Annotated in this window: 25 protein-coding genes and 1 tRNA gene; all 26 read right to left on the bottom strand. The window is 39.6% G+C overall.

Annotation, left to right across the window (positions count from 1 at the left end; all coding sequences use genetic code 11):
- Positions 1-54 precede the first annotated feature (54 nt).
- The 26 genes from JST56_04060 to JST56_03935 all read right to left on the bottom strand — a co-directional run bounded on the left by JST56_04060 (position 55) and on the right by JST56_03935 (position 26,213).
- Complete coding sequence (locus JST56_04060) at positions 55-1,629, bottom strand: redoxin domain-containing protein (protein MBS1988140.1); 1,575 nt, start codon at positions 1,627-1,629, stop codon at positions 55-57.
- A 150-nt stretch (positions 1,630-1,779) separates the two neighbouring features.
- Positions 1,780-2,118 (bottom strand): 50S ribosomal protein L21, encoded by a 339-nt coding sequence (gene rplU, locus JST56_04055; protein MBS1988139.1) that lies wholly within the window; start codon positions 2,116-2,118, stop codon positions 1,780-1,782.
- 231 nt (positions 2,119-2,349) lie between these two features.
- A complete protein-coding gene (locus JST56_04050) occupies positions 2,350-3,204 on the bottom strand; it encodes a hypothetical protein (GenBank protein ID MBS1988138.1) in 855 nt (284 codons plus the stop codon).
- 166 nt (positions 3,205-3,370) lie between these two features.
- A complete protein-coding gene (locus JST56_04045; GenBank protein ID MBS1988137.1) occupies positions 3,371-4,240 on the bottom strand; it encodes a deoxyribonuclease IV in 870 nt (289 codons plus the stop codon).
- Positions 4,227-5,630, bottom strand: a complete 1,404-nt coding sequence (locus JST56_04040) for a phosphomannomutase/phosphoglucomutase (GenBank protein ID MBS1988136.1) — start codon at positions 5,628-5,630, stop codon at positions 4,227-4,229. The genes JST56_04045 and JST56_04040 overlap by 14 nt, the downstream gene beginning before the upstream one ends.
- Positions 5,631-5,806: 176 nt before the next feature.
- Entirely contained in the window at positions 5,807-7,435 is a 1,629-nt protein-coding gene (locus tag JST56_04035) for a hypothetical protein (GenBank protein ID MBS1988135.1), read from the bottom strand.
- A 32-nt stretch (positions 7,436-7,467) separates the two neighbouring features.
- Positions 7,468-8,097 (bottom strand): hypothetical protein, encoded by a 630-nt coding sequence (locus tag JST56_04030; protein MBS1988134.1) that lies wholly within the window; start codon positions 8,095-8,097, stop codon positions 7,468-7,470.
- A gap of 507 nt (positions 8,098-8,604) precedes the next feature.
- Positions 8,605-10,503 carry a DnaJ domain-containing protein gene (locus JST56_04025; protein MBS1988133.1) on the bottom strand — a complete coding sequence of 633 codons (1,899 nt, stop codon included), beginning with the start codon at positions 10,501-10,503 and terminating at the stop codon, positions 8,605-8,607.
- Positions 10,504-10,699: 196 nt separating this feature from the next.
- Positions 10,700-12,076, bottom strand: coding sequence for a hypothetical protein (locus tag JST56_04020; protein ID MBS1988132.1), 1,377 nt, complete (start codon positions 12,074-12,076; stop codon positions 10,700-10,702).
- Between the two features lie 39 nt (positions 12,077-12,115).
- On the bottom strand, positions 12,116-12,577 hold the full coding sequence (locus JST56_04015) for a pyridoxamine 5'-phosphate oxidase family protein (GenBank protein ID MBS1988131.1): 462 nt from the start codon (positions 12,575-12,577) through the stop codon (positions 12,116-12,118).
- 78 nt (positions 12,578-12,655) lie between these two features.
- Positions 12,656-13,816: a radical SAM family heme chaperone HemW gene (gene hemW, locus JST56_04010; protein ID MBS1988130.1), complete on the bottom strand. Its 1,161-nt coding sequence runs from the start codon at positions 13,814-13,816 to the stop codon at positions 12,656-12,658.
- Complete coding sequence (locus tag JST56_04005) at positions 13,813-14,325, bottom strand: hypothetical protein (protein ID MBS1988129.1); 513 nt, start codon at positions 14,323-14,325, stop codon at positions 13,813-13,815. Before JST56_04005 ends, hemW begins: the two co-directional genes overlap by 4 nt.
- Positions 14,326-14,327: 2 nt before the next feature.
- Positions 14,328-15,215: a DUF58 domain-containing protein gene (locus JST56_04000; protein ID MBS1988128.1), complete on the bottom strand. Its 888-nt coding sequence runs from the start codon at positions 15,213-15,215 to the stop codon at positions 14,328-14,330.
- A gap of 18 nt (positions 15,216-15,233) precedes the next feature.
- Positions 15,234-16,475, bottom strand: a complete 1,242-nt coding sequence (gene serS, locus JST56_03995) for a serine--tRNA ligase (GenBank protein ID MBS1988127.1) — start codon at positions 16,473-16,475, stop codon at positions 15,234-15,236.
- A gap of 153 nt (positions 16,476-16,628) precedes the next feature.
- Positions 16,629-18,668 (bottom strand): hypothetical protein, encoded by a 2,040-nt coding sequence (locus JST56_03990; GenBank protein MBS1988126.1) that lies wholly within the window; start codon positions 18,666-18,668, stop codon positions 16,629-16,631.
- Positions 18,669-18,849: 181 nt separating this feature from the next.
- The gene (locus tag JST56_03985; GenBank protein MBS1988125.1) at positions 18,850-19,962 is read right to left on the bottom strand and encodes a hypothetical protein; all 1,113 of its coding nucleotides are present in this window, start codon (positions 19,960-19,962) and stop codon (positions 18,850-18,852) included.
- A gap of 96 nt (positions 19,963-20,058) precedes the next feature.
- Positions 20,059-20,694 carry a tyrosine-protein phosphatase gene (locus tag JST56_03980; GenBank protein ID MBS1988124.1) on the bottom strand — a complete coding sequence of 212 codons (636 nt, stop codon included), beginning with the start codon at positions 20,692-20,694 and terminating at the stop codon, positions 20,059-20,061.
- Between the two features lie 82 nt (positions 20,695-20,776).
- On the bottom strand, positions 20,777-21,295 hold the full coding sequence (locus tag JST56_03975) for a hypothetical protein (protein MBS1988123.1): 519 nt from the start codon (positions 21,293-21,295) through the stop codon (positions 20,777-20,779).
- A gap of 78 nt (positions 21,296-21,373) precedes the next feature.
- Entirely contained in the window at positions 21,374-21,958 is a 585-nt protein-coding gene (locus JST56_03970) for a hypothetical protein (GenBank protein MBS1988122.1), read from the bottom strand.
- 14 nt (positions 21,959-21,972) lie between these two features.
- Positions 21,973-22,350, bottom strand: a complete 378-nt coding sequence (locus tag JST56_03965) for a HEPN domain-containing protein (protein ID MBS1988121.1) — start codon at positions 22,348-22,350, stop codon at positions 21,973-21,975.
- Positions 22,337-22,657, bottom strand: a complete 321-nt coding sequence (locus JST56_03960; protein ID MBS1988120.1) for a nucleotidyltransferase domain-containing protein — start codon at positions 22,655-22,657, stop codon at positions 22,337-22,339. The genes JST56_03965 and JST56_03960 overlap by 14 nt, the downstream gene beginning before the upstream one ends.
- A 10-nt stretch (positions 22,658-22,667) precedes the next feature.
- The gene (locus tag JST56_03955) at positions 22,668-22,853 is read right to left on the bottom strand and encodes a hypothetical protein (protein MBS1988119.1); all 186 of its coding nucleotides are present in this window, start codon (positions 22,851-22,853) and stop codon (positions 22,668-22,670) included.
- A gap of 73 nt (positions 22,854-22,926) precedes the next feature.
- Complete coding sequence (locus JST56_03950) at positions 22,927-23,889, bottom strand: hypothetical protein (GenBank protein MBS1988118.1); 963 nt, start codon at positions 23,887-23,889, stop codon at positions 22,927-22,929.
- 67 nt (positions 23,890-23,956) lie between these two features.
- A complete protein-coding gene (gene dnaJ, locus JST56_03945; GenBank protein MBS1988117.1) occupies positions 23,957-25,087 on the bottom strand; it encodes a molecular chaperone DnaJ in 1,131 nt (376 codons plus the stop codon).
- A gap of 134 nt (positions 25,088-25,221) precedes the next feature.
- A tRNA-Leu gene (locus JST56_03940) sits at positions 25,222-25,308 on the bottom strand.
- Between the two features lie 11 nt (positions 25,309-25,319).
- A complete protein-coding gene (locus JST56_03935; protein MBS1988116.1) occupies positions 25,320-26,213 on the bottom strand; it encodes an NAD-dependent epimerase/dehydratase family protein in 894 nt (297 codons plus the stop codon).
- Positions 26,214-26,217: the final 4 nt, after the last annotated feature.

The following is a 26,217-nucleotide window of genomic DNA, read 5'->3' as shown; positions in this document are numbered from 1 at the left end:
TTAAGATTATAGAAGAATGGGCGAGGTTTTATACTTAAAACCTCGCCCATTCTTCTATTTTATATTTAGAACGGAGCACTTTTGATGTGCAAGATAAGCAATAACTATTCTGTGATTATTGGTATCAGCGATGTAAAGCGTATTGTCTACTTGTGCTATTCCATTTGGTTCATTGAGTTGCGTTTGTTCCAAGCTGCCAAGAGCGTCTCCCGCTATTCCGTTACCAATGAGTGTTGAAAGCTCGTGGGTTTCTTGGTTATAAAAACGGATTGCATGATTGTAGGTGTCTGCAATATAAACGCCGTTTTTATCAGCAACAATACCTTGGGGGTGTTGCAGCTGTGCATCGTTTGCTTTTCCACTCGTGAAGCCAAAATTAAAGAGTCCTTTGCCGATCAGTGTTTTTACATCATGTCCTTTAAATATTCGTAAAGCGCTTGATTCAGCATCAACAAAGTAGAGCGTGTCACCGACAGCTGCAAGCCCGCTTGGTTGGGCCAGCGTTGCATACGGATGTTGGCCATCTTTAATACCTTCTCGCCCATTGCCGGTTAGAATACGCAATCTATTTTTACTCAGTTCGTAGAGCCATATTTGATGGGTTCCTGCTTGCGAAATTGCGATGACTGGTGCCGCGGGAAAGAACGCCAAGTCCCAAGGAGATGCAAGTGCTGTATCGCGCGGGACATCTTTGGTGGTGACATGGTGGCTGCCACGTCCACCAGTTCCTGCAAGACGCGTAACGGTTTTCAAATCAAAATCGATTTTTCTGAGCATATGATTTTTGGTATCGGCAACGTACAGAGCGTTGTGTTCTTCGTGCCATAAAAGGCCTTGGGGTGCGTTAAATTCAGCATTTTGAAAATCGCCGTCAGCAAATCCTGGTTTTCCGGAGCCAATAGTTTGAATAATCTGCCCATCCAGGCGTGTGATTACAATGTTGTGATGGCCACTATCAGCGATAAAAAGTGCTGGTTTGCCTTGAAAATTTGGGGCGTAACAGAGTTTCCCGGGAAATAAGAGTACGCTTTTTTCTTCGCTTTCCAATTCACGTTTAATGGAGAGTGGAGTTGTTGTGGGGTCAGGGAATTGTTTGAGGAGCTCTTGAATATCGCGAGCAATCTCGTCTTGGTGTTTTTCGCCCTGATACTCCCTATAAATACGTCCGTTTGGATCAATGACCAACAGCGTTGGCCATGAGTGAACACCAAAGGCTTTCCAGATAACAAAATTTTTATCATTTACTACAGGGTGAGTAATAGTATGTTTTTTGATTGCATCTCTAATGGTTTGCTCAACATGTTCGCTTAAAAATTTACCTGAATGAACACCAATAACCGTTATTTTTTCTTTAAATTGATCTTCAAGCGCTGCAAGTTCAGGCATGACATGCATGCAATTAATGCAGCCTGCGGTCCAGAAGTCGACTACAAGAATGCGATTGTGTAGATCGGTTGGATGAAGTGGGCGAGATACGTTGAACCACTCTTTTTCTTGGGTGAGCCATTCAAGCGTTTTTGGGAGAGGGGCTTTTTTTGGTGAAGGGCTTTGAAAGAAGAAAAATCCAGTAGCAATTATGCCCAAACAGATAATGCCTAAGAATAAAAATTTCATGATACCTGTATCCATACCAAGCTCCTCTTTGCAAGTCAATTTGATGTTAAGCAGAATTTTTTACTCTTTCATTCTTGCTTCAGAGCATAAGCTTGTCAATCCATAGACATGAAAAAAGCCTCTCTTTTTTGAGAGGCTTTTTAAACTTTTTAAAAGCAGATGCTTTTAGATGTTCTCAATACGAACAACCGTAATTGCTTGACGGTGTCCTTTTTTCAAGCGGTATTTTTTACGACGCTTAAATTTGAAAACGATAATTTTTGGTCCGCGCATTTGCTTCACGATATTCGCGGTAACTTTTCCACCTTCGATGAAAGGTTTGCCGAAAGTATAGGCGCCTTCACCGGTCTTTGTGAAAAGTACTTGAGAAAAGGTGACAGCGTCTCCTGCCTCGCCAGCTAATTTTTCAATTGCAATAGTTTTGCCTGGGATAGCTTGGTACTGCTTACCACCAGTTTGAATAATCGCATATTTCTCAAAAACGACTTTTGATGTACGCTCCATAATTATTCGGCCTTTCAGATCCACAAAGTCAGAGGTTATAAAACGAGTCAGGGACTTTTTTAACGATTTCTACATGTTTTTACATACGTAAATTACATAAATGATAGGTTTCATTTTACCAAAACTGCGTTTTATGTCCAGCAAAAACACAGCAAGAATCAAAAACTTTCCCAATCTACCATAAAAAACGGGGCCCTAGCAGGGCCCCCGGCGTGTGCAGTGTGTGTGTATTTATGCTGTAGCAGCTACAAGTGTGCTGACATAAGACTTAGTTTGGTTCCAAAAGCTTGAAGCTACTTCTTGGTATTTTGGCTTAAGGACTTTAATGAGTACCTGCGCCAATTGGTCATAATGAGTAGCTAACTTTTGGTAAGCACCACTTTTTGCAAAGCGGATTACATGATCAATTTCGGCATTTTCAAGGTGTTCAGCCGCAACTTCAAGCGCTGCATTTTTAATATCTTGGAAGAGTTCTTGATATGAACGAGAAGCAGCTTGCTTGGAAAGTGCTTCAGCATAAGCTCCAACCGTCAGAACAACACTCAATATCTTATGAAATTGTCCTTGGTAGTCATTGATGAAATTATTAATTTTTTGCTTTTTTTGCTCAATATCAGGAGTTGATTTTGAGATTTGTTTTATAGCTGACGTATTGCAAAGATCAATCGACTCCAGTTGCTCATCAAGAAGAGATCGTACTGGTGTGAGTGCAGGATCTTGCATTACTTCAATAATGGTTTGCTCATGCTTAGGCAAGATATTTTCAACAAATTTCTTAACTAAAGCATTCATGATGACAGGAGATCTTCCTGCAATTGTTTTGCATCGATCGGCAAATGAGCTCAAGATAATATAATCGGTAATAGAGAACCCAGCTTCTTTTGCAACCTTGATTACTTCACCTTTAACGTTATCAAGTGCTACTTGGTTAATAGGATTTTCATTCTTAATCTGTTTAACAAGCGTATTGATGTTTTCCAGTGTTGCTTGAAAAGATACTTCTTGCTGGCGTGCGTTGACGATGCTGAATACTGTTCCTGCAAGACTTAACGTTAATGTAAGTTTGCGTAATACATTGTAATTCATATGATAAACTCCTACGACCATGATAACCTCCACAGTCAATCATGATTTAGTTATAAATATTCTGTTCCAAACAGAATTGATCTGAATTAAGATCCCACCCCGAAAAATTTGATATGTACTCAGCCTAAAGGATTCTGAATTCTTTGACAAACGCCCCTCGCGGTGTCTATTTGTCAATAATCCATGTATTGATATCGCTGAGCAGATCTTTCATCTGTTCGTTGTCGATGAGTGGTGGTTCGATAATCTTGGGAACGTTGATGAATGCGGAATGATTGAGGAGTTGAGCTAAAATCTCTTTACCTATTTTTCCAGTACCGGGAATTGCATGTCTGTCTTTTTTACTGCCAAGAATTTCTTCGGTATCATTCACATGGAGTAAAAAAATATTTGCCAAGCCAATCGTTTCATCAAGTATCCTGACAAATTTATCAACATTTCCTACATCGTAGCCAAAGGCATGTGCATGTGCAAAGTCGATACAAAAGCCAATTCGTTCAGGAAAAGTAAGATGTTCTTTGAGGAGTACAAAATCGTAAAAATCACTGCCAATAACCTGGTTTCCATGCGCAGTATTTTCAAGCAAGATTTTTACGTTGAGTTCATTTTTAAGTACTGCATTGAGCATTTTTGCAAGCGCAAGAATCCCACGTTTTTTATTGAAAGGATCATGTGGGCTTGCAGGATATCCCTTTGCAGAACCGCAGTGAAGAACGATATAAGAGATATCCAGTTGCCCTGCAATGCGAATTTCTTTACGTAATAATGACCGTGAAATTGAGTAGCTCTCTTTTTTGCCTGTTGAAGCATTAATCCAGTACGAGCTGTGGATATAGATATTATCGAATTGCTTACGCAGTTCTTTAAAGAGCGTTCGATCTTTAAGATTGACCTTGAGGTATTTATCATGTGCTGGCGGGGCAGTAATAAACATTTGAAAGCATGGGAGATTGAGCTGGATAGCTTTTTGGGCTCCATGCACAATTCCCTGCTCATCAAGGCGTAAGTGAGCGCCTATTCTATTAAGGTAATTCAATTTTTTCTTTGAGTGTTTGTTCATCAAAGTATGGTTGTAATGCTTGGTAAAAATCGTACTTCACGCGTGCAAGCCCCTCAGGGGTTGAAGATTCAAAGCGCATAGAGATAGCTGGCTGTGTATTTGAGGACCGAATGAGTCCCCAGCCATAGGCAGCTTGAGCTCGAATGCCATCAATAGTAATTGTCTCCATATCTGTTCGACTTGAAAAAGTTTCTTTAACACTGGCAACAATTTCACGCTTTTCTTCTTCTGTTTTACAGATGAGGCGAATTTCAGGAGAGCTTTCCCGATGTGGAAAAACAGCCAAAAGCTCTTCAAGCGAGCGATCTTGCTGTACCAAAAGTTCAAAGAGCCGCAAACTTGCGTAAATGCCATCATCAAAACCGAAATAGCGGTCTTTAAAAAAGAAGTGGCAGCTCAGTTCGCCGGCAAGCAATGCTTGCTCTGCCTCCATAGCTACTTTGATTAAAGAATGACCTGATGGACATAAAACTGGGCGAGCATGCCATTTATTTAAAAGTTCCATCAAGCTTGAAGAACTTTTAATGTCGCAAATGACCGTTGCACCAGGATTCTTAAGGAGCATTGTTTGTGCAAAGAGTGCAAGCAGCTTATCTCCAGGTACCAGAAAACCTTTTTTCGTCATAGGGCTCATGCGGTCGCAATCGCCATCAAGTCCTATTCCAAAAACTCGGTCGTCATGAGTTGCTAGTTCGCGTGCAACATCTTGCATATTCTCAGGAACTGTTGGATCGGCTTCATGATTTGGAAAATTGCCATCAACTTCAGGAAAAAGAATGGTTACATCTTTCCAGTTCATCATTTCAACTAAGCGAGGATAGATGAGTCCAGCCGGACCGTTGCCACAGTCGATAACAACATTGAGCGAAAGTCCTTGCAGGTGAGCAAATTGATTTTTCAGATATGCCAGATAGTCTGACAAAATATCATATTTTTTTATTGAGCCTCGTTGTTGAGCAAGAGGTAAAAAGTTTTTTGTTCGGAGAATATTTTTAATCGCTTGAATTTTCTCACCCCAAACATACCACATCTTGATGCCATTATATTCTTTGGGGTTGTGTGATGCCGTCACTTCAAGCGCGCAGGGGAGTTTGAGATGATGTACAGCAAAGTAGAGTGCTGGAGTTGGAACAAGCCCAACGTCAATAACATCAAACCCAAGATCAAGTGCCGCATTTTGTATGCACTCGGTAAGCTCGAGGGAATGTGTTCGACCATCACGGCCAATAACAAAGGTCTTTTCCTGTGGGTTTTGCTCAGCAAGATAGGTGACAATTGCTTTGCCTAAATCATATGCTTGATCAAGCATAAGATCTTTTCCGACAACGCCTCTAATGTCGTATTCTCGAAAGATAATGTCATTCATGGTAATCCTTTCTCTCCTTCGATATATCCGTCTTCGCTCAAGCTTCGACGTGATTACTCAGGATGAGCGGGGGGTTTGTGTATCCCGTTCGTGGTCCCTTTGACGCTCAGGGCTTAGGACCAGTGGGTCTTGAACCATATTCTCAGTAAGTGTAATTCAAATAATTTACTTTGTCCCTACTTACTGGACGGTGTTACTGATGCTGGAGTTTTTGGAGTCTCTTTTTTTTCAGTGTCACGAGTCGATTGCCATGCTTTTTTTCCAGCCTGAACAATCTTATTATACGCACTTCCTACAAACTCTATTCCCTGATCAAGAATATTCAAAATTTTTTCAAACCAAGTTCCAGCTGTTTTTTTCCATTCACCTTTGCGAGCTCCATTAAACGTAAGCTTACCTGAAGTTCTTTGTTTGAGTTCAGGATTTTGATCAATACGTTGCGTTAAGCTCTTTGCTTGTTTTTTGATATCTTTCACCATTTGCTTAACCGAAACTCTTTGGTCATCAAGCTTTTTAGTGACTTGGTCAATTGCTGCAATGTTTGCTTTAACCTGATCGACAAATGCTGGGCTACCGATTGGAGCTTGAGGTGTTGGGAATGTTTGTTTGCCCACTATAGCCTGAGTGAAGGCGGGCGCTGTAATTGACTGAGTTATTGGGGTTTTAGGCACTGCTGATGGTGGAGGAACTATTTTTTTTTTTGCTTCTTCCAAGATGCGCATTTTTTCAAGTTCATCAACGGTTGGCTGTGTTGGTATAATCATCTCTTTAATTGAAGAAAGAAATGATGCCGACATTGTAATCGAGCCGGTTACAATGTCGGCAACGGTATTGAAAAATTTATGAATGAGTGTTTTTTGAACTGGTGCTTGTTCTACAATTTTAGTTGTTGAAGCAGCAGGAGCTGATGCTGCAGGTGTTGTGGAAGATCCAGGGGGCATGCTCGTCATTCCGGCAAAGGAGCGTGCAGGAGCTGTTGGTATTGCAGCAGGGGTAATACTCGCGGTTCCGGCGGCTTTAAGCGCCGTGCTTTTGCTTTCCAGGGATTGAAGTTGTGTTTGCACCGATGCCATTAAATTTCGTATCGATGTAACGGTATTATTGAACTCTTGCACGGTGGTTGTATCAATAGTTTTTTGAGTTTGTTGCATGGTCGCCAAATTCTGTTTCATCGACTCAAGAACTTTGCCAGCCTCAGTTTCATCCTCTTTACTTAAAAGTTCAAAACTTAATTTTTTTGTTGTTGCGAGTTGCTCTTGTGCTTGACCAAGCTTGGTATCAAGATCGGCAAGTTGAGATTTGAGTGTGCTCTTCAGTGCGTTAATCGAATCGATATCGGCAGTAACTTTATCAAGCTCTTGCTTGTAGGTCTGAGCAGTTACGGTTGATGGAACGCTTGAAAATTGAGGTGCTGCTGGAGTTGGAAATGGATTTGTTGCAGGGTATGGAGCGGGTGTTGCTGGTGTGGGGAACATCGGTGCCGGTGCTGCAGCGATTGGTTGTGGTTGCTGCGCAACCATGGGCGCAGGAGTAATAGGAGTTGCTTGTTGGGGTAATCCAGGTACAGGCGCTGCAGGAATCATCATCATTGGATCGGTGCCGATAGGTGCTATTTGCTCAGGCATTGGTGTCATTTCAAGCGTAGGGAGAACTTCCGGTACTGGGGCTACAACGGGAGCTGGTATCGTTCCTGGTAGTGCTGCGGGTGCCTGTGTTGCAACAGGTATGGGCATCGACTTAATAATAGTTTGTCCAGCAAGAATTACGATGAAAAAAACAAAAAGAACGGGACTACGCTTATTCATATATTCTCCTACAATTCTAAGATTCATAAAAATTACATTGGAGGAATTATCATTCCTGGCATGGCTGTTGGTGCAACGGGAGCAAGGGGAATTCCTGTGTTCGGTGTGGCGATTGTTGGTGGTGCTGGCTGCATGATTAATGGCTGGACTACTTCGTCTAATATTTCACCAATCTTTCCTCGTTGAGCTCCTGAGGTTTGATAAAAAGCATCAAGCTCGCTTTGAATTTGTCCAAGCTGTCCTTGAAGTTGAGCATGTTGTTGTTTTATTTGGTCGATAGTTTTACTTAAATCATCGGCGACACTTTTTGCTTGATTGGCAAGTGATCCAATTTGAGCGTTACCACTCGGTAAAAGTTCTGCTGGTTTTTCTTCTGAAAGTTCAAGAATGCCATCTCCCTTCATCTGTTCGGGTTGAATTTCAGAAGTTGTGGGTGTTGTGGCACCTGATGCATCAGGTGCCGGCGTTGCACCGGGCGTTGAGGTTGGAGCCATTCCTGAGAGATCTGGAGCTGGAGTTGATGCCATACCAGATGCGTCTGGGGTTGCCGTTAAGCTTGATAGATCAGTAGGCGGAGTGGCTGGAGTATCCATGGCTAGTGCTCTAATAATTAATGTCATAAAAGCAAGCGTAAAAAGTATTTCTCGATTTGCTGCAACCATAAATATACCTCTGTATTGAGGATGCTGTTAAAAGCATCTGCATTAGTAAGTTTTGATTGATACTACCAAGGTAATAAAAAGGAAATCAATCTCTTTGTGTAGACAGCCTTGTTCAGCCTAAGTCTGCTATTTCTTCTGATAAGCATTTAGATAGGGGACTTTAGAAACCTACGAGGGCTTGATGAACTCAAGCTCCGTTTAAATTTCTTATTTGATCAACGAATGTATTGAATCTTTGACTTCTGGGTCAGCATCAGCAATGACCTTTGCTATCGCGTATAACGGATAAGAATGAATTTTTTCATGGACTGAATAATTGTTGGTTGAAAATCGTATGCCGTGGGGACTCTGCTGATGATTTTCTAAGAAAAACTGAAGACTTCGTAGATTTTTTCTTACGAGTAACCGTGCATTTTAGCCATCAATGGTCGAAAATACATTGTAATTTTAGCCATGCATGGTCGAAATGCACGGATAGGTTAAAATCTCAAGCGCGTTGCTTATCAACTAGTCGATGATATTATCTTGGCTGTTGAGCATCTTGCTATACAGGGCATGTTTTTCCTTGTCCTGAATGATTGCGGTAACTTTGTTGAGTAACTTGAAGACATTTTCGCTATTTTGACGTTTTTGTTCCTCAACTGCGTGAAGTTTATCTGGGTGATACTTAAGCAATAATTTTTTACAAACCGATTTGATTTCTGAAGGATCACTGTTTTGAGAAATTTTCGTAAGAGATAATGTGTTGATATAGTCATAGAGCGTTGCTTGATCATTGTTTAAATAAATTCTGACTTCTTCAATGATTGCACTAATTTCTTTCTGCTCATTTTCAGATTCATTATTGGCTAATTTTTTTTGTTTTTCTTGTAATGCGGCTTGCTTGGTGGCTTCAAGATTATCAATTTCTTGTCGAGTTCCCCTCCAGGTATCCGTATATTCTATTTTGTAAGCATAAATATTTGTATCGATTAATAAAGGGCATTCTTGAGTAAGGCATTGTATAGCATCGTCTGATAAGGTAAATTCAGGATGCTGGGTATTAAAAATAATAAGCTTGATGAGCTCTTTTTGTGTCGTTAAAGCTTCAAGATTGCTTGCATCACCAAAATCAATCGCATTATTCGAAATATCCAGTATTTTTAGCTGCATGATCGACCCAATAAATTCGAGTGATCTAAGATTATTATCGGCTAGGCATAAAAAGATGAGGCTTGTACATATCGAAAAGCCATCTAAAGAATTTGTGTTGTTTGTTAAATGATTCCCGGACAGATTGATAACATTGATATTCTTTAAAAGTTCTTGGGCAAGCACAAGCTGAGTCTCTGGAGTGAGTGGCATTGGGTCTGTCGCAAAGCATTGTTTGCCAACACTATCAACCGTAAATTCAGTAAGGTTCCGTTCATGTAAATCAAGTGTTGAAAAGCTGTGAGGCGTATTTCTTTGGAGTTTTTCTTGATGCTTGTTGTTAATAGCTATGGCGTCACGTTCAAATGCACCATAAGCTGTTAGCGATCGGAACCCGAGTGAGGACCATATAATGTTAAAGGTAAATGGAATGAGTAAGGCTGGTAAACCAAAATAGGCATAAGCGGCTGTACTTGCAAGGCTAACTCCAGTCTCAATTTTATTTTCGGACACATATTTTAAAACTTTTTTTCCTAAAAATTTACCTGTCCATTTTACAAGAGGTGCGGACACTTTTGAGGTACTTGCAAGAAATAGTAATGCTTTTGTTGTCTTAAATGCATTTTGAACAGCAGTTGATGGAATATTAACCAATATGTATTGCAAGGGTGATACAATATTTTTGGTTGCTTGTACATAACGGGCAAGGGTTTCTCTTTCTGGAGTTCCTAGAGCGAGGCTAAGCTTTGATATGAAACTTAGATTTCTACCGTAATCAAGATTCATAATCATGATTTTTGCAATTTCTGAGTGTGTTAAATATTGGTTAATATTGGCAATATCTGATAGCTCCATCAGGTAGCTTTTCAAGGTACTTAAATTGCTTTCGACCTTAATCGCTTTCTGTAATTTTTCTAAAATTGTTTGTATTTCGATATTTTGATTGAGTTCAGCAGAGCGTTGAATAGTATCGATTGCTATCTGAGCAATAGCATTAAGATCATCAAGAGACTTAGCATCTGTTAAGTTGATAAGATGACGAGCCTCTTCAAGTTGTAACTCGATAGAATTCTGATTTTTATGAATAGGCTGTTCTAGGAGAGTCAGCTGATTATTATTATTTTCAGGTCTCTCATCGTGCACATCTTCTTTTACCTGTTTTTGAGCAGGAAGAAGCTCTGATTCTTTATCAATATTGTCTCGCTTGCGCTTCATTCCATTGAGTGGTAATGAGTGTGCAAATAACAATAAAGCTAAGATAGTATATTTGATCATAATAAAACCTATTCAATTTTTAAATATTCTAATATAGATTTAATTATATCAACTAAATAAGGTGGCCGCAAAGGCCATAAGGGGGCGTTAAAAAACTCGGATATTGGTAAAAATTGAAGCTATAATGGACGATTTGAAACTTTTTTATGAGTTTTCTGTGGAAAAGTTCAAAGGGAGTACTTGAAACGTAGGTATATTATTGAGCTACCAAAGGACCTGCAAGGCCAGCAGTAGGAGTTGTTTTTCGAACCTGTGGAGCCGGTGTCTCAGAGCCTGTGATAACTGAATACAGGTTTGAAAAAAATGAGACAAAGAAAAGTATAATCTTCTTCCACCACGGTTGAGGAACAACCTTTTTAACCGTCTTTTTTTGAGCAAGCTCTTTGCGTTTGGCTTCGGCTTCGCGCTCAGCCTGCAATGCCTTTTCGCGCTCAAGCTTAACCTGGAGGCGAATATCATCAAGCCGAGGTGCTCGGTTTTTAAGCACTAGTCCAATAGACTCTAACTGTCTGGTGTCATCCAGAACCTTGGCGATCTGCTGTCTGATTGTTCCGGCGACTTGATCAAAATCTTGTTGGAGTGTGGAGGTGAGATAAGTATGAATTGCTTGCAGCGGTGCAAAGACATTATTAACTAACTCGTAATAACGAGTGCGGGCAATGCTGTCATCAATAATTTGCCAGAGTGCATTGATGGTGTCATTGCCTTGATTAACCAGCGTCATTCCCTGATTAATTTGTTGGTCGAGCTGTGTTAAGCGTTCAGCAAGAGAGCGATCGAGTTCTTCGATAGACTGCATATTGAGCTTAAGCTGTTCAAGGCTTGTCTTGTTTCCTTTGACTTCTGTTTCGATAGCTTCAACTTTTATTTGATAATCGCGTTCAAGAATTTTATCTTGTTGCTTTTCAGCTGCAAGTGCTGCAAGCGTGCGCTGCTTTTTCTTTTCAAGGAATCCTGAAATATTTGAAAAAAGCTCATCGAGCTTTCCTTGTTGCACGCCATAATTTTTATAAAATTGATCAAGCTCTTCATCAATGCTATTGAACTTTTGATTAAACGCATTGCGACTATTTTGTATATCGACCGCAAGCCGTTGCATTTGGTCATGAGTTTCGTATGCTCGCTTGAGCCATTCTTTTTTCTTCATCCAGTTTCCCTGAATACCGATTTCTTTGTCTGGTAACTCTACGGTATCAGGGGCTATTATTTGTGGTTGCGTTATGCCCGATGCATCTGCTTGTAATGGTTGTTGTGCTAATTCAGGAGAGGACATTTGTTGTGCGTTAGGCAGTGCCGAGGTTGTTTGATCGGGTAATGGAAAAGGCACGCCGCCTATCGAAGGATCGGGCAAAGAAGGTGTGATACCTGGAAGCGCCGGCTGCGATGTGTCGAGTGCAGGTGGTGTAGTTTCGGCCGGCATAGCTCCCATTATATCGGGCTGTGGAAGTGCAGATGTACCGTCTGTTTGCACAGTCGGCTGTTGAGGTATTGGCGGAAAAATTGCTTGAACAACCGTGCATTGTACTAAGCAACTTCCCCATACAACAGCAAAAAAAACACTCCACCGTTTCATGTGCAACCTCACGTATTACGTGAAGCTCAGGAAAAAGCCCTACAAAGTTTTGGCAAGGTCTCTGAGCTCTTTGAAAAGACTCTTAACAAGCTCCTCGGCTTCAGCTGAGGTATAGCTCCAAACAACGCCTTGATCTACTTTTGTAAGAATAGAACGATCAGATTTAATGTCAATAATGTCGATGCGTACGATGTTCATGAGTGGGTGAACAATTGATGGAGCACGCACAACACCTGCTCGTCCCAGCACGCTGTAAGCGATGTTGCCTTCTCCAATGAAGCAAAGCATAATCTTTTTCTGCCATACCATGTTGTGATAACCGGTATGCTCCTTGTGGATACTGAGCAGAAGGCTCTCTTGTCCTTTAGGGTAAATGCACTGGACGGGCGTCGTATTAGGAATACCTTTTTCAGAAAAGGTAGCTAATGTTGCGACGCACTTTTCATGTTTCAAATATTCAATGAGATCTTCGGGTAATTTTACCCCTACGTGTTTTGCCATAAACCCTCTATTGCGCTTCTGTTAGAGAAATGAACTTGCCGAAACGAATTTGTAGTATACAAAAACTCTGGAAAAATCCTAAATTAAACTTATCACAACCTCATTTTCTAAAATCATACCTCGTATTGTTAAACGAATATTACCATTTATTTCTTCAAGTAAGGAGGCTTTTATCAATTCCTGAACTTGGATGAAAAACCGTGCTTTTTGATCTTCGTTTAACAAGTATACCATACTATGCAAGCCCACCCCGTTGCGCTGCCGGAGGCTGAGCATTAAATGCTCCAATAGTGCCTGCTGGTTGCTTAATACTTCTTTTGTATCGTAGGTAATGGTTGACCTGTTTTTGTACAGTGCCAAATAGTCAGGCAAATTTTTATGATTGGTAAATCGAGATTTTCCATCAAATGATGAAGATCCTATCCCAAAGCCTTTGTAGGGCTTGCGATCCCAGTAGGCCTTGTTATGAGTCGATTCGGCGCCCGGTTTTGCAAAATTTGAGATTTCATACTGCTCAAAGCCGTGATGTGCCAAAAACTCGACGGTGTATTGATACATTTCAATAACCGATTCATCGGCGGGCAAAATATGCTCTCCACGTTCAACTTTGAAATAAAGTGGCGTCTTTTCATGAATCGTGAGGAAGTAGATTGAAATATGCTCAATAGGCCAATTCATCGCTTGAGTGAGTGTGTCTTTCCATTGCTGCTGACTGACACCAGGCATACCCAAAATAAGGTCAATCGACATGCGGTCAAAATATTTTGGAGCAAGCTTCATTGCTTTGAAAACATCTTGGGTACGTTGTCGTCGGTTGAGGCGTGCAAGGAGCTGATCATCAAGTGCTTGAACTCCAATGCTCAGACGTGTGAAGCCGCACTCGCGCCATGCATCAAGTCGCTCTTCTTCAACATCTGCGGGGTTGACTTCGATACTTGCTTCTTCAAGCTGGCTTAAATTATAGCGTTCACGGAGCTGTGCAAAAAGTTCAGCCATTTGTGTTGTGTCATACAGGCTGGGAGTTCCCCCACCCATAAAAATTGTTTTAATCGGCGTTTTGAGTGCATCAGTTAATTGTGCAAATGTTTCAACTTCGCAACACAACGTTTCGTGATAAGCATCTTGATATTGCTCATGATTTTGAAAAGCTACAAAATCGCAGTAGTGACATTTTTTACTACAAAACGGCCAATGGAAATAGAGATGTTCTGGACATCTCGGGAAATCATGCGTACTCAATGAGGCCTCGATGCTTCTTTTTTCTTAGGAATTGTTTTTTTGATAATTAATTGAGCGGTTGTAAGATCTTCATCAACTTGAGTTCTGATTGCCTCTTCATTGGCAAATTTTATCCAAGCTGCACCTTGGAGCATTTTTTTGAGTTTTTCTAAAAGCTCTGGTTGAAAACCATGAAGCTGCAAAAAAGTGGAAAGCTCGTCATCAGTTTTGTCTTGAGTATCCCAGCTATAGCGCTTTTCTAGATAAGTTTTTAAAATGGTGGTAATGGCAAAATAAAACTTTTTGTAATCGTTTTTAGTTGCATATGTTGTGGTTGGAAGTTTTGCAATTTCGCGCAAAGCCCAATCCCAAGGGGTCACAGGGCGGAGTTTTCTTCTATAGAGCCAATAGCCAATTAGACTAAGTAACAGAATGCTGCCAACCGATGCAGCAACTATAAAAAATGGTTCTTGATAAAAGGGAACATAGTAATGTTCATAAATTTCATAAAATGTTGAGGCTTGTTCCATAATTAAATTTGCCTCCTAATTCGTTGATGAAAGAATGTAACCAATGGTCGTACAAACGATTGTCCAAGATTGAGATCAAGAAGATCGATTCTATATTTTTCAAATAATTTTTTTTGCTCAAAAACTCTGCTTTGCAAGAAGCGGTTAAGGTCGGGCATGCGACCAAAGTGCACGCGCGTGTCAATAACGGTTTGTTGCCCTGTTTCAGGATCTTCAATTTCAAGTAAACCAATATCAGGAAATTCTTGTTCGCATTGGTCAAGTACTCGAATGCCAATAAAATCAAATTCGCAACCAGCGACTTTGAGTAATTTTGAATATTTAATGGTGCTGTCAATCCAGTCAGAGATAAAAAAAACAACAGCATTTCTTTTTCTTAAACTAATCAAAAATCGTAGTGCCGCTGCAATATCCGTTTGCTTGCTAACCGGCTTGATCGAATAAACAGTTTCCAAAATTTTATTGCTATGCGCCATGCCGCGTGATGGTGGAATCCATTTTTCAACAACATTTGAAAAAAAGAGTGCACCAACTTTATCTTTGCTTTCAGCGGCAATAAAAGAGAGTGATGCTGAAATTTCTGCAACTAAATCTTTGCGAAGCTGATTGGTTGACGCATAAGCGGATGAAGCAGATACATCGATAGCAAGAATGATTGTGCGATCTCGCTCTTCGATAAATTGCTTAACCATCATCTTATTCATTTTTGCAGAGCTATTCCAATCGATGGTTCGAATGTCATCGCCTGCTTGATATTCACGAATTTGATGAAATTCAAGGCCTGACCCTTTAAAAGCAGAAATGTAATCGCCACTCATCGCACTTTGCATCATGCGCTTGGTGTAGATTTGAATTCGCTTAATTTTTTGTCTGATCTCTTGCGTTAACATGTGATCACCTTTTTTATCTTACCAAATCTCATCCATAACAGCTTGCAGAGCTGGGGGTAATTTAATTGAACCATCAGCTTGCTGATAGTTTTCCATCAATGCAACCATCAGGCGCGGCAATGCCAGCGATGATGCATTGAGCGTGTGTGCAAGCATTGGTTTGTCTTCTGGGTTCTTGCGATGTCTAATTGCTGATCGTCGTGCTTGGAAATCGGTACAGTTGCTACATGAAGAGACTTCGTAGTAGCGGTCTTGTCCAGGCAGCCATACTTCAATATCGTAGGTTCGTGCTGAGGAGAATGAGCAATCTTGAGCTGCAAGCAAAGTAACGCGATAATGTAAACCCAGCGTTTTTAGAAGGTTTTCTGCACACTGAACCATATGTTCTAATTCTTGATTAGAATCTTCAGCTTTACAAATTGAGTAAAGTTCAACTTTTTCAAATTGATGAATTCTAATTAATCCTCGTTCACTTGAACCGTAGCCACCCGCTTCACGCCTGAAGCAGCTAGTCCAAGCAGTGTTACGCAATGGTAGATTATCGGTTGCTAAGATTTGATTCGCATACATATTGGTTAAACCAACTTCTGCGGTTGGAATTAAGCATAAACCTTCATCTTTGATTTCATAAAAATCGCCTTGAAACTTAGGCAAGTTGCCAGAGTTATAGAGTGATTTTTCAAGAACCAATGCAGGTGGAATAACTGGCTCAAAACCAAATTTAACATTGTTTTTAATCATCATACGAGTAAGTGCGTAGATAATTTTGGTACCGAGTGTTTTATAAAATACAAACTGGGCACCCGACATTTGTGTCCCCATCTGCATGTCGAACCATTGAGCTTTTTCGTTTAAATCAAGGTGATGCTTGATTGGGAATGAAAAGTTTGGCTTTTCACCAATCACACGAACCGGGAAATTAGCTTCTTTATTTCCTGCAGGAATATCATCTTGAATGACATTTGGGCAGGAAAGGTATATTTTTTTGAATTCAATTTCATCTTCTTCCAGAGCAGTTTCTTTTGCTTTGAGCATTTTGCCCAATTCAATTGCTTGTGCTCGAACGTCTTCACTGATCCCTTTGGCACCTAAGCTTGCGAGTTCATTTTTTTGCTTGCGCAAATCCTCAACTTCATGACGAGCTTGTCGGATATCTGAGTCCAGTTTAATGAGGAGATCGATTTGAAAAGAAGGCTCTTTTCGTAAAAGAAGTTGTTTAATTTTTTCAGGCTCTGTACGAAGTAAATTTAGGTCTATCATGAGCTGCTCCAAAGGGTTAGGCAGTACGCTGCGATTATGTTTATGAGTCTTGAATAGTTATATCGCGATTAGCGTGAGGTTGCAACCAAAAGAGCTAAAAAAATGGGCCAAGAAAGAATCTTGACCCATTTTTAATTTTATAATTATTAGAGATTAATTATCATGCTTAGCCATGATAGCGTGAGCCTCGTGCAATATTTCAGCTGCAAACCCTTGGTTTGCAAGGAGCTGGAGCGCAATTGGTTGGTCGCTTATGCCAGATTCAAGCTTGTACGGATAAATGAATCCACCATCTGTTTTAATCACAGAAACTTTAAAGTTCTTGAATAAACCATTTGTTGTGGCTTCTAAGTTGGTGAGCTCTTTAAAGTGAGTTGCCACAATAGTCATGTTGTTGTCAAAGCTTGAGATATGCTTAGCAACGCCATAAGCTGCAGCTTCGCCTTCTTTGGGATTAGTTCCGGTAAAGATTTCATCCATAATCACAAAGCTGAACTCAGAAGGATTTAAGCTCTTGATGCTTTCAAGTAATGCTTGAGCACGGTGCATTTCTGCTTGGAAGAGTGATTCTCGTCCTTCAGAGTCTGTAATATTTAGGTAGGTGTTGATCTTGGTAAATGGGGTCATACTCAGAGCTCGTGCAGGTGCTATGCCTATTGATTGAGCAAGCCAAACACAGAGCGTGATAGCTTTAAGTGAAGTCGATTTACCACCAGCATTTGGGCCGGTGATGATCAAGTTTCTTCCTGCATCTGCTGTGCCAAGTTCCAAATTATTCGTAACAACGGTGCTTGGTTTGAGCATAGGATGCCAGAATTCTTCAGCTTTGAGATAAGGCTTATCACTTGATTGAAAATCAACAAAGCAGTACTGTGCAGCATCTGGATGAGATGCATGTTTTTTGTACAAACGAGCAAGAGCAACATAGGCGTCAATATCTCCAGCCTTGCCAAGCGCGTTAACCACATTGTTTTTAGCATCTTGTAATGTTTTAAAGGCTGCCAAAACACGTCCATAGTTGGAGAAGAATGATGCCTCTCCTTCAAAAGTGCCTGATTGCAGCGTGCTGAGTAACTCTTTTGCTTCAGCATTTGTAACTCCGGATTGTACAAAGTTTTTTGCGTCAGGGAGAAGCTTAGAAAGTTCAGAATCAGTATTAATGATTGAACCAATTTCTTTGATATTGTTCATGTATGAAGCGATATTAATCATTTTTTTCTGCAATGTGTCGCAAATATTATATTGATTGACTGCAGGGGCAAAAACGTTGATTCCAAAAACAGCGTATTGAATGGAAAGGGCAAAACCCATATAGGCAAGCATGCCTGCATGCCAACGAAGTTGAGCCATTGGATCAGCTGGCAGACCTAAAGCTTCTTGAAGCTTAAATGATGCGGCCAGAAAAATATTACCCATCAAAATATTAATTACTGGAAATACAAAAGTTCGAATACTTTCTGCTTCAAGTGCATATTCATTTTTGTTGAGAGATTTCAAGAAGCTCTTTTGAAAGTATGCTTCTTCAAAGAACGATGCAATTTCTACTTGAATCTCTTTCCAAAACCAAATCAATTCATTTTCTACCTGCTTGATTGAAAGAAGTTTTGCTTCAAGCTTTTTACGTAAAGCAGGTTTATTTACAAGCTGTTTAATGATCTGTTGTCGTTTGACGAGCTCCTTAATATCAGCAGTTGGCGTGTAGAGCATTTTTTGCAGTTGTACTTTTCCTGCGGTGGTGAGTGTGTAATCAATTTTTGAAAAAATATTACGATCAAAGTCTGGAGCATTTCCAGCAAGCATTTCTAGATCGTTGAAGATATTTGAATTTAAGATATTTGGGTAAGATGTTTTACCTTCATGTGAAGTAGCTAAAATTGAGTACATCAAATTAATTTTCTCAGCATGACCAACTTGAGGAATCTGCAGTGAGTTAACGGTATATTTTCCTTTTTTCTCAAATTCTACCATGAGATCCGCATTCTTTGCGTTGAGCTCTTTAGATGCTTTTTTTTCAGCTTTTGCTGTGTTTGCAATTGCCGGGAGATAGTGATTTTTTACAGCAAAATAAATATTAGATTGCTCTTTTTTTGAATTCTTTTTTTCAGTTAAATTTTTTGCATGAATTGTTGGTGCCATGCACAATGCGCTTGCCATAATGAGTGAGTATGCGATTGCGTGTAGAGCTCTTTTCATGAACAATCTCCAGGGGGTAATGTATAAAAATTTATAAAATGGATAAATAACAATAGCAAGATTTTGCAAACAAGCAAGTGGAATATCGTTAATTAATTATATTTGAAATATTTGTTATAATAATAAAAATAAGGGCCAGAGAATATGAATATTCTCTGGCCCTTGCAAATTTGGTGACAGTTTAAAGAACAATTTCTTGTGCAACGATTTCAGCATTTCCTTGATTGCAATCAGGGCATGTACGTTTGTGGGTAAACCATGTACTGATACATTTTTTGTGAAAAATATGACCACATTGTAAGCTTCCAATGAGCTCTCGTGGAGAGTACCCATCTCGACAAATAGAGCACATTTGGCCAACAAGTTTGATTGTATCGATAACATTCTTGAGCTTTTGGCTTACAAATAATTCAATTTCTGCAACGGTAACATAATCTCGACCATAGTTCTGCATCCGTTCGCGTAGGCCTGAGATAACCTTTTGAATACTTTGACCATATGCTGCAACAGTTCGAGCTGGTACATGGTCAGGGTCTATTCCATTTTGACGAAGCTGCTTGTCTGCTATATCAAGAACTTTTGATTCAAGATGAAAGCGCTTAACTTTGCTTGGTTCTTCGGTAGAGATTGTTGCAGGAGTATCTGATTGGTGTGCAGCATTGTCGCCAAACAGAAAATCCCATAAATTAAAGCTTGTATTAGGTTTTGCAGAGTTTTTAATGTGTTGTTCTGCTCGACGAATAAGCGCAGTCATTTCTTCTTTTACGAATCGTTCAATTTCGTTCGTACGAACATAATCGCGATTATCAACATTCATAATATTACGTAATCGACGGAGTATTGTTTGTCGACGGCTTTGAAATTCTTGAGTCATGGAGGAGGGAAGTGAAGAGACGCTGATGTTTTGTCTTCTGAATTCTTCATGAATAGCATTGGTAACGGCTGAATCCATGTGATGAGTAAGAACTACGGTGCGCAAATTGTCATAGAATTTACTGAATTGATAGTAAACAGCTGAAGAAAGCTCTCTTTCATCAAGTAAGTTGTTTTGAGCTTGTTGTTTAAGTGAATCAACCACGGTATCAATTTTTTGATAATACTCAGTCATGAGTCGAGGTGGGATTTGTGATGCCGGAAATCCTTGTCCTGCAAGGTACTCGTCAGCTTTTTGAATAACTATTTGCCGTATGTTACTGATAGATATTTTTGATGAATAAGATGGTATGGTTACCGCATTCAGTGGTGCGGTTAAAGCGACTACACAAAAAGATGCAAGTGCAATTTTTTTTACCATAGCAATCATCCTTCGGAACACAAATTTTTTAAGCCTTTTAACAGCTCTATTTATGCCATGATATTTGCGAAATTAAAAGGATTAAATTTTTTATTTTCATGTGGGGTTATAATTTTTGAGGAGCCAATCTCTTCCTTTCCAAAGATTAATGAACTGTGCTTTGTGCGGGTGCCTGGAGCGTAGATGCCAATACTTAAAAGAAAGCTGCCTGAGCGCTTCACGCTTATTTTTACCTTGTTGATCCAAGGCCCACAGTGCAGCAGCTTCTCCCGAGCGGTCCGCACCGCTGTAGCAATGAATGAGTATCGGTTTGGGCGCATAGTCATAGAGTGCCAAGAGTTGTGTAATTTCATGCTTGCTTGAAAATCGGCATGCGCTCATGGGGATATCAAAAAGTTGTGCTCCGAGCTCCCGTGCCAAAGCCTTTTCTTTTTGCCACCAGTCTTGTGTTGAGTTCTTGCCGCGTAAATTAATAATAGTTTTAATCTGAAATTTTTTTATGTAATAAGCACATTTGCGTGCAGAAAGTTGTGCTGAGCGATAAAGCTTGCCATGCTCAACGGCATAAAAATTATCAAATAACTTCTCTAAAACTGAGATGCGAGCAGTTTTTTTTTGTACTAATTGATTGTGGGATGTTGATGCGTGAGCATGAACATTCCACAATAACGATAATAAAAAAAGAAGAATGCCGACGTGTAACGGTCGGCATGAGTGTGAATTTCCCTGCATAAGACCCCCCAGCCTCTTTGATTTTTTCAAGATATCAAAAGAGGGGGAGCCAGAACAAGTGATTGAGTAAAATGAGATCTTTTTATTGAGTGTTCTGGAGCAAGTTCGCTATGATCGTATCGATGTTTTGGTGTACCATTTTACATATTTTGTTACGTTCTATATGGGTTAATTCTAAATTGGAAATTTGGTGGTAAGATGAGATAAGCAACGTTCTGAGATAAAAATTCGAGAGGCAATCTTGAGTTAATTTATTATAAAAATCACGTGAGTATCTTTTAGACAAAAAGTCTTTTAATAAAACTTTTTGGTCAAAGTTATTCATGACATGCTTAACGAGTTTAAGCGTTGTTATAACATTGAAATAATAAGCTTCTACTTCGTCGAGGTCTTCGATATGTGCGGGAATGTAATTATCAAATGATATATCTAGGATGAACGATAACTGGGGAAAAGCAGGATGTTCTGTTTCTTTAAAGCATCCAAAATATGATTCTTCTTCATAAGAAAGATTAATATTTTTCAATGGTTGGTTCATTGCATTTGTGAGCGTCATTGAAAAGCAGATGCTTGCAAGTGCGAATAGTTTGATCATGTTCATCAATAACTCCTGGTGTATAAAATTAACTGAGCCGTCTTGGCTCATAAAAAACATTTCTTTATGAGGGCAATTGCTTTGTTAGAGATTTGATATTCTTGCATCTATGATCTTTTGTAGATTTCTGTCAACCATTGCTTGAATTTTACTCAATTTTGTTTGAGGTATTCTTATCCGTTTAAGTTCAGTTGAGTAACGCAAACTCAATGTGTGAAGATGTTCTTCAAATTTATCCTTTGAGAAAGAGTGAAATTTTTTGGGAAGTAAAAAAACGAATTCGTAATGCTGTATGACGTATTCAAAAAACTTAAGCGTTGCCAATATATTAAAAACATATTTATCAGTCTCGTTTGGAAATTCAATGCTTGAAGGAACGAGTTCAAGTATTTCATCTGGTTGCAATGATTGTTCGCTGTCGAGCGGTTGCTCTTGGTTTGATAGTGGGACTGAGGAGTAAATCCATCCATCAGGAGTTTGCTGACGATTTTGAGGATCCATGCCATATATGAAAGCAACGGTGTCGGTAAATGCTGCGAACATTTTATTTTTATCGCCGCTTGCAACTGATTTGTGAAAATTGTCGGCAATTCGATCCATTGCTTGTACTTGAGTATGACAAAAAAAGATGGATGCAACAAAGAGTACTAATTGTTTTGCAATGTTCATAGAGAATTCTCCTTTTAATTGATAATTTTATTTTTTACTACAAGAAAAACATTTTCTGCCATTTCTGTTGCGTGTTGAGCAATCTCCCTATCAACATAAAAAGTATCACTGGGATAGCGAGAATCATGGCAATACGGATTGAGTTCTCTGCTTTCTTTAAGGAGTATCATGAATTCTGGATTAACTCTTACACAATATTCAAGGAGTAAGCCAAGGTCATGTGTCTTAGGAATGGGTTGCTTAGTAAAAATTATAAATGCTTTAAATGTTTTTTCCGCTGATTGATGAGTATGGTAAACCGAACAATCAAGCGTTTCATCATCGTCAAGCAATTTCTTAGAGGCTTTCAGATCACTGGATGCTTTTTTTAACCAATCTTTAACCCCTGGCATAAACGCTCCTGCCTCTAGTTTTTATTTCATAAATTGGTGATGTGACATCTTGAGAAAATTGATCGAATTCATGCTGAGTAAAAACAATTATGTTTTTAGGAATTTCTAATCCAAGTAAAGCATCAAAGGCTTTATATCCTCTTTTGTGCACTTTTTGATCGGATGATTCTATTACAATCAACAACTCAAGATCGCTGTCATCATCTGGTTTACCCCACGCATAAGCGCCAAAAAGGTAAATTTCCAGAGGATTATAGGCCTTAACTAATCTTTGAATTGCTTCTTGAATTGTTTCTTTTTCGATCATTCTTATTCCTTTAATTGTTAGCGTTATTATGAGTGTTATTCGCTTGCGCTCTTTTTTCAATGATTGCTTGAAGGTACGTATCAACCATGTTTAGAATCTTATCCTTTTTACCTTGAAGCAATTGTAGTGTTCCAAGATGAGTTGAACAGCGCATATGAAATTTGTGGACGTGATTTTGAAATTCTTCTTTTTTCATTATAAGAAGTTTATGAGGAAGGATGCGTTTATATTCTTCATAATTCCAACAAGCATCATAAGCTTCACGCAGTTCATAAAAACCTCTCTTTGTGTTTATTTTGGTATTGGCATAAAAGTTCATCAGACACTGAGTTCAATATAACTGCTCCATCAAACAAAACGCTGAGTACCGTTGAGTTATCAACAAACGCTGTGTATTTTACACTATCCTTTTGTCTGAGTGAGTATATCCAGTTGGTAGTAAGGTCAAAGATGACGGTAGCAAAATTATTGTTAGTAACAAGTTTGGTTGTATCAGGGGAAAAATTAATTGATTTAACAAAATTAAGATCGACAAGATATCTCTCTGTAATGTCAATATTGGTGTTCCCAGGTTTATGTTCTCTTTGTGTAAGGTCGGCAATGAGGATGTATGTTTTACATTCTGGAAGTGCTGGATGACCATTACGTATGATGAATGCTATACGAGTTGCTTGAGGGTTTATGCAGCAGGCTAGGCAGGTCTCAAAAGAATCATAGGGGCTAACGCTATAATTAATCCATTGCCAAGTGGCATCAAAATTTGGAGAGAGTGTACTGATAGCAGAATTTTGACATCGGAGCCTTGTATTAACATAAAATTGTTTAAAATTACCAGATATTTCGGTACAGGATATTGGAAGAGAGCTTTCTATATCAAAAAATTTTTTATTATGATGCTTCTCATAAAGTACTTTTACGTTGCCTGTTGTAACCTTGTAACCGGTAATTACCTTGTTAGAGCAGGCATACAATCTTTTGCTATCAGATGAAAAAAATAATCGTCCGTGTGTTTCAAATTGTGAGTAAACTGTTCTAGTTTGAACATTCCATAACGTTGTTATTGGAGAATAATCATGTTTAACGGCTAACATGGTGCCATCAGGAGAAAGGGCGCATTGATCAATGCTTGTGTGACCTTGGTCATTGACATTGAAAATCTCCTGCTGCGCCTGCAACACAGAGAATAAGCTAATTATGGTGACAACAAAAGATAAAAAGCGTGAAATGCTCACAGCTCTCCTTTCTCTCTCTTTATCTGGAATATAAATGCGTTATCAATTCAAATGCTTGATGGGCTCATTATCCCAAAAAGCGTTTGAAGAAACCAGAGATTCCGCCTTCAGATGATGATGAGCTGGCATTTCCCAGCTTCTCGGCATATTCAAGCAGCGACTTTTTAGTTTCTTCGGTGAGCTTGGTTGGAATATCACAATTGGTAATGATGACCAAGTCCCCGCGGCCTTTGCTGTGCAACTTAGCAAAACCTTTGTCTGCAACTCTGATCTCTTTTCCAACAGGACAACCTTTTGGAACTTTAATTGCTTCACGTGTGCCGTCGATATTTTCGATTTCAACTTGGCAACCTAAAACTAATTGAGGATAGGTGAGATTGAGTGTTGTAACGAGGTCGTTTTCTCGACGGTGAAATTTTGATTGAGGTAGAATGTTAACCACGAGATACAGATCTCCAGCCGGTCCACCAAAAATACCTGCATCGCCTTTGCCTGAAACTCTGAGCTCAGCATTTTGGTAAATGCCAGCGGGAATAGTGATGGTGAGTTTTTCATGCTTTTGAGAGCGAGACTGACCACGGCACGCGGTGCATGGTGATGAAATTTTAAAACCTTGACCGTAGCATGCGGAGCATGGTTGAGAGTAGGAGAAGAAACCTTGACGGTATGCAACGCTTCCTGCGCCTTGGCATGAGCTGCATTCGCTTGGCTTTGAGCCATCTTTACAGCCGGTAAATTTACAGACTTCGCATGGTTGATAATGATAAATTTTGAGTTCTTTTTTGACGCCTGAATAAGCTTCCTGAAGTGAAATTTCTATGCGTTGTGAAAGATCATGACCTTGTGCAGGTGCTGGGCCACCACGTTTTTTACCACCACGTTTTTGACCAGCTTGTTGACCAAAAAGCCCTTCAAAGATATCACTGAAGTTTTCAAAAATATCACCAAAATCTGAATGTTGACCATAGTCGCCATGTTCCATTCCTGCGTGACCAAATTGATCATATTTTTTACGCTTTGCAGCATCGGAAAGTACTTCATATGCCTGAGCAGCTTCTTTAAATTTTTCTTCGGCTTCTTTGTTATCAGGATTTCTGTCGGGGTGATATTGCATTGCAAGTTTGCGGTATGCTTTTTTGATATCATCTTGAGAGGCGTTTTTTGGTACGCCAAGTACCACGTAGTAATCGCGTTTCATTGGTCTTGCTTCCCGTATTCATGCGTGAAATATAGTTTTTTATAGGCTTAATAGCTTTGTAATGCACTCATAAAAGTTGAGTGCAGAGCACTAAAATTATAAACAAGCATGGAATAAATGGCAAGCGGGTTTGATGGTGCCGAAGAGGGGACTCGAACCCCTACCCCTTTTACGGGACTAGAACCTGAATCTAGCGTGTCTGCCAATTTCACCACCTCGGCCAATGTGAAGATTACTCTACCTTGTTTTTATATTTTTCACAACTTGCGCATGAATAAAAAATATCATCAGAACGTGCAGGGGCAAAGGTTATACCCGCTCTTTGTACTTTTAAATCGCTTTCCAATTGTGCCAGGAGCTCAAGAAGATTTGTGCTTTTGCCCGACCCAATGTTGAAAACTTCTCCCTTTAAATCGGGAAGCATTGCGACTTTTAAATTGGCCATAACCGCTTGCTCAACAGGAATAAAGTCTCGAGTTTGCATTCCGGTACCAAAAATAGTGATAGGCTTTTGGTTGAGTAAATTTTCTTTAAATTTTGCCACGACTGCAGCATATTCTCCGCTTGCTCGTTGGCGTTCACCGTATACATTAAAATAGCGTAAGCACGCAGTACTCAAAGAGCTTTTTTGTGCGTAAGATTTGCACAAGATTTCGCCATCAATCTTGCTGAGTGCATAAGGGGTTAATGGATTGACTGGGTCTTCTTCGGTATTGATTTTTGTAGAGTTGCCATAGACCGCTGAAGAAGAGGCAAAAACAAAACTTTTTACTTCATTTTGAATACATCCTTCAAGGACATTTCGTGTTCCTTGTGTATTGACTGAGTTGCATAGTTCTGGTTGTTCAAGTGAAAGAGGGACTGAAATAAATGCAGCATGATGGAATACAATGTCTTTGCGCTGTGTTGCTCGTGCAATGCTGTGTGCTGAGCGGATATCTGCGCAGGTAACCGAAATAAAGGGAAGCACATTTCGTAGATTGTTAAGGCTTCCAGTTGAGAAATTGTCAAAAACGGTAACTCGAGCACCCAGCTCAACTAATTTCTCAACCAAGTGCGAGCCAATAAACCCTGCACCACCGGTTACTAGGACATTTTTGTTGTTATAAAATTCTTTTAACTCCATTACT

The sequence above is a fragment of the Candidatus Dependentiae bacterium genome, from assembly GCA_018266175.1.
In the GTDB taxonomy this organism is placed as follows: Bacteria; Babelota; Babeliae; order Babelales; family RVW-14; genus JAFEAY01.
This window is presented reverse-complemented; position numbering and strand designations above follow the sequence as displayed.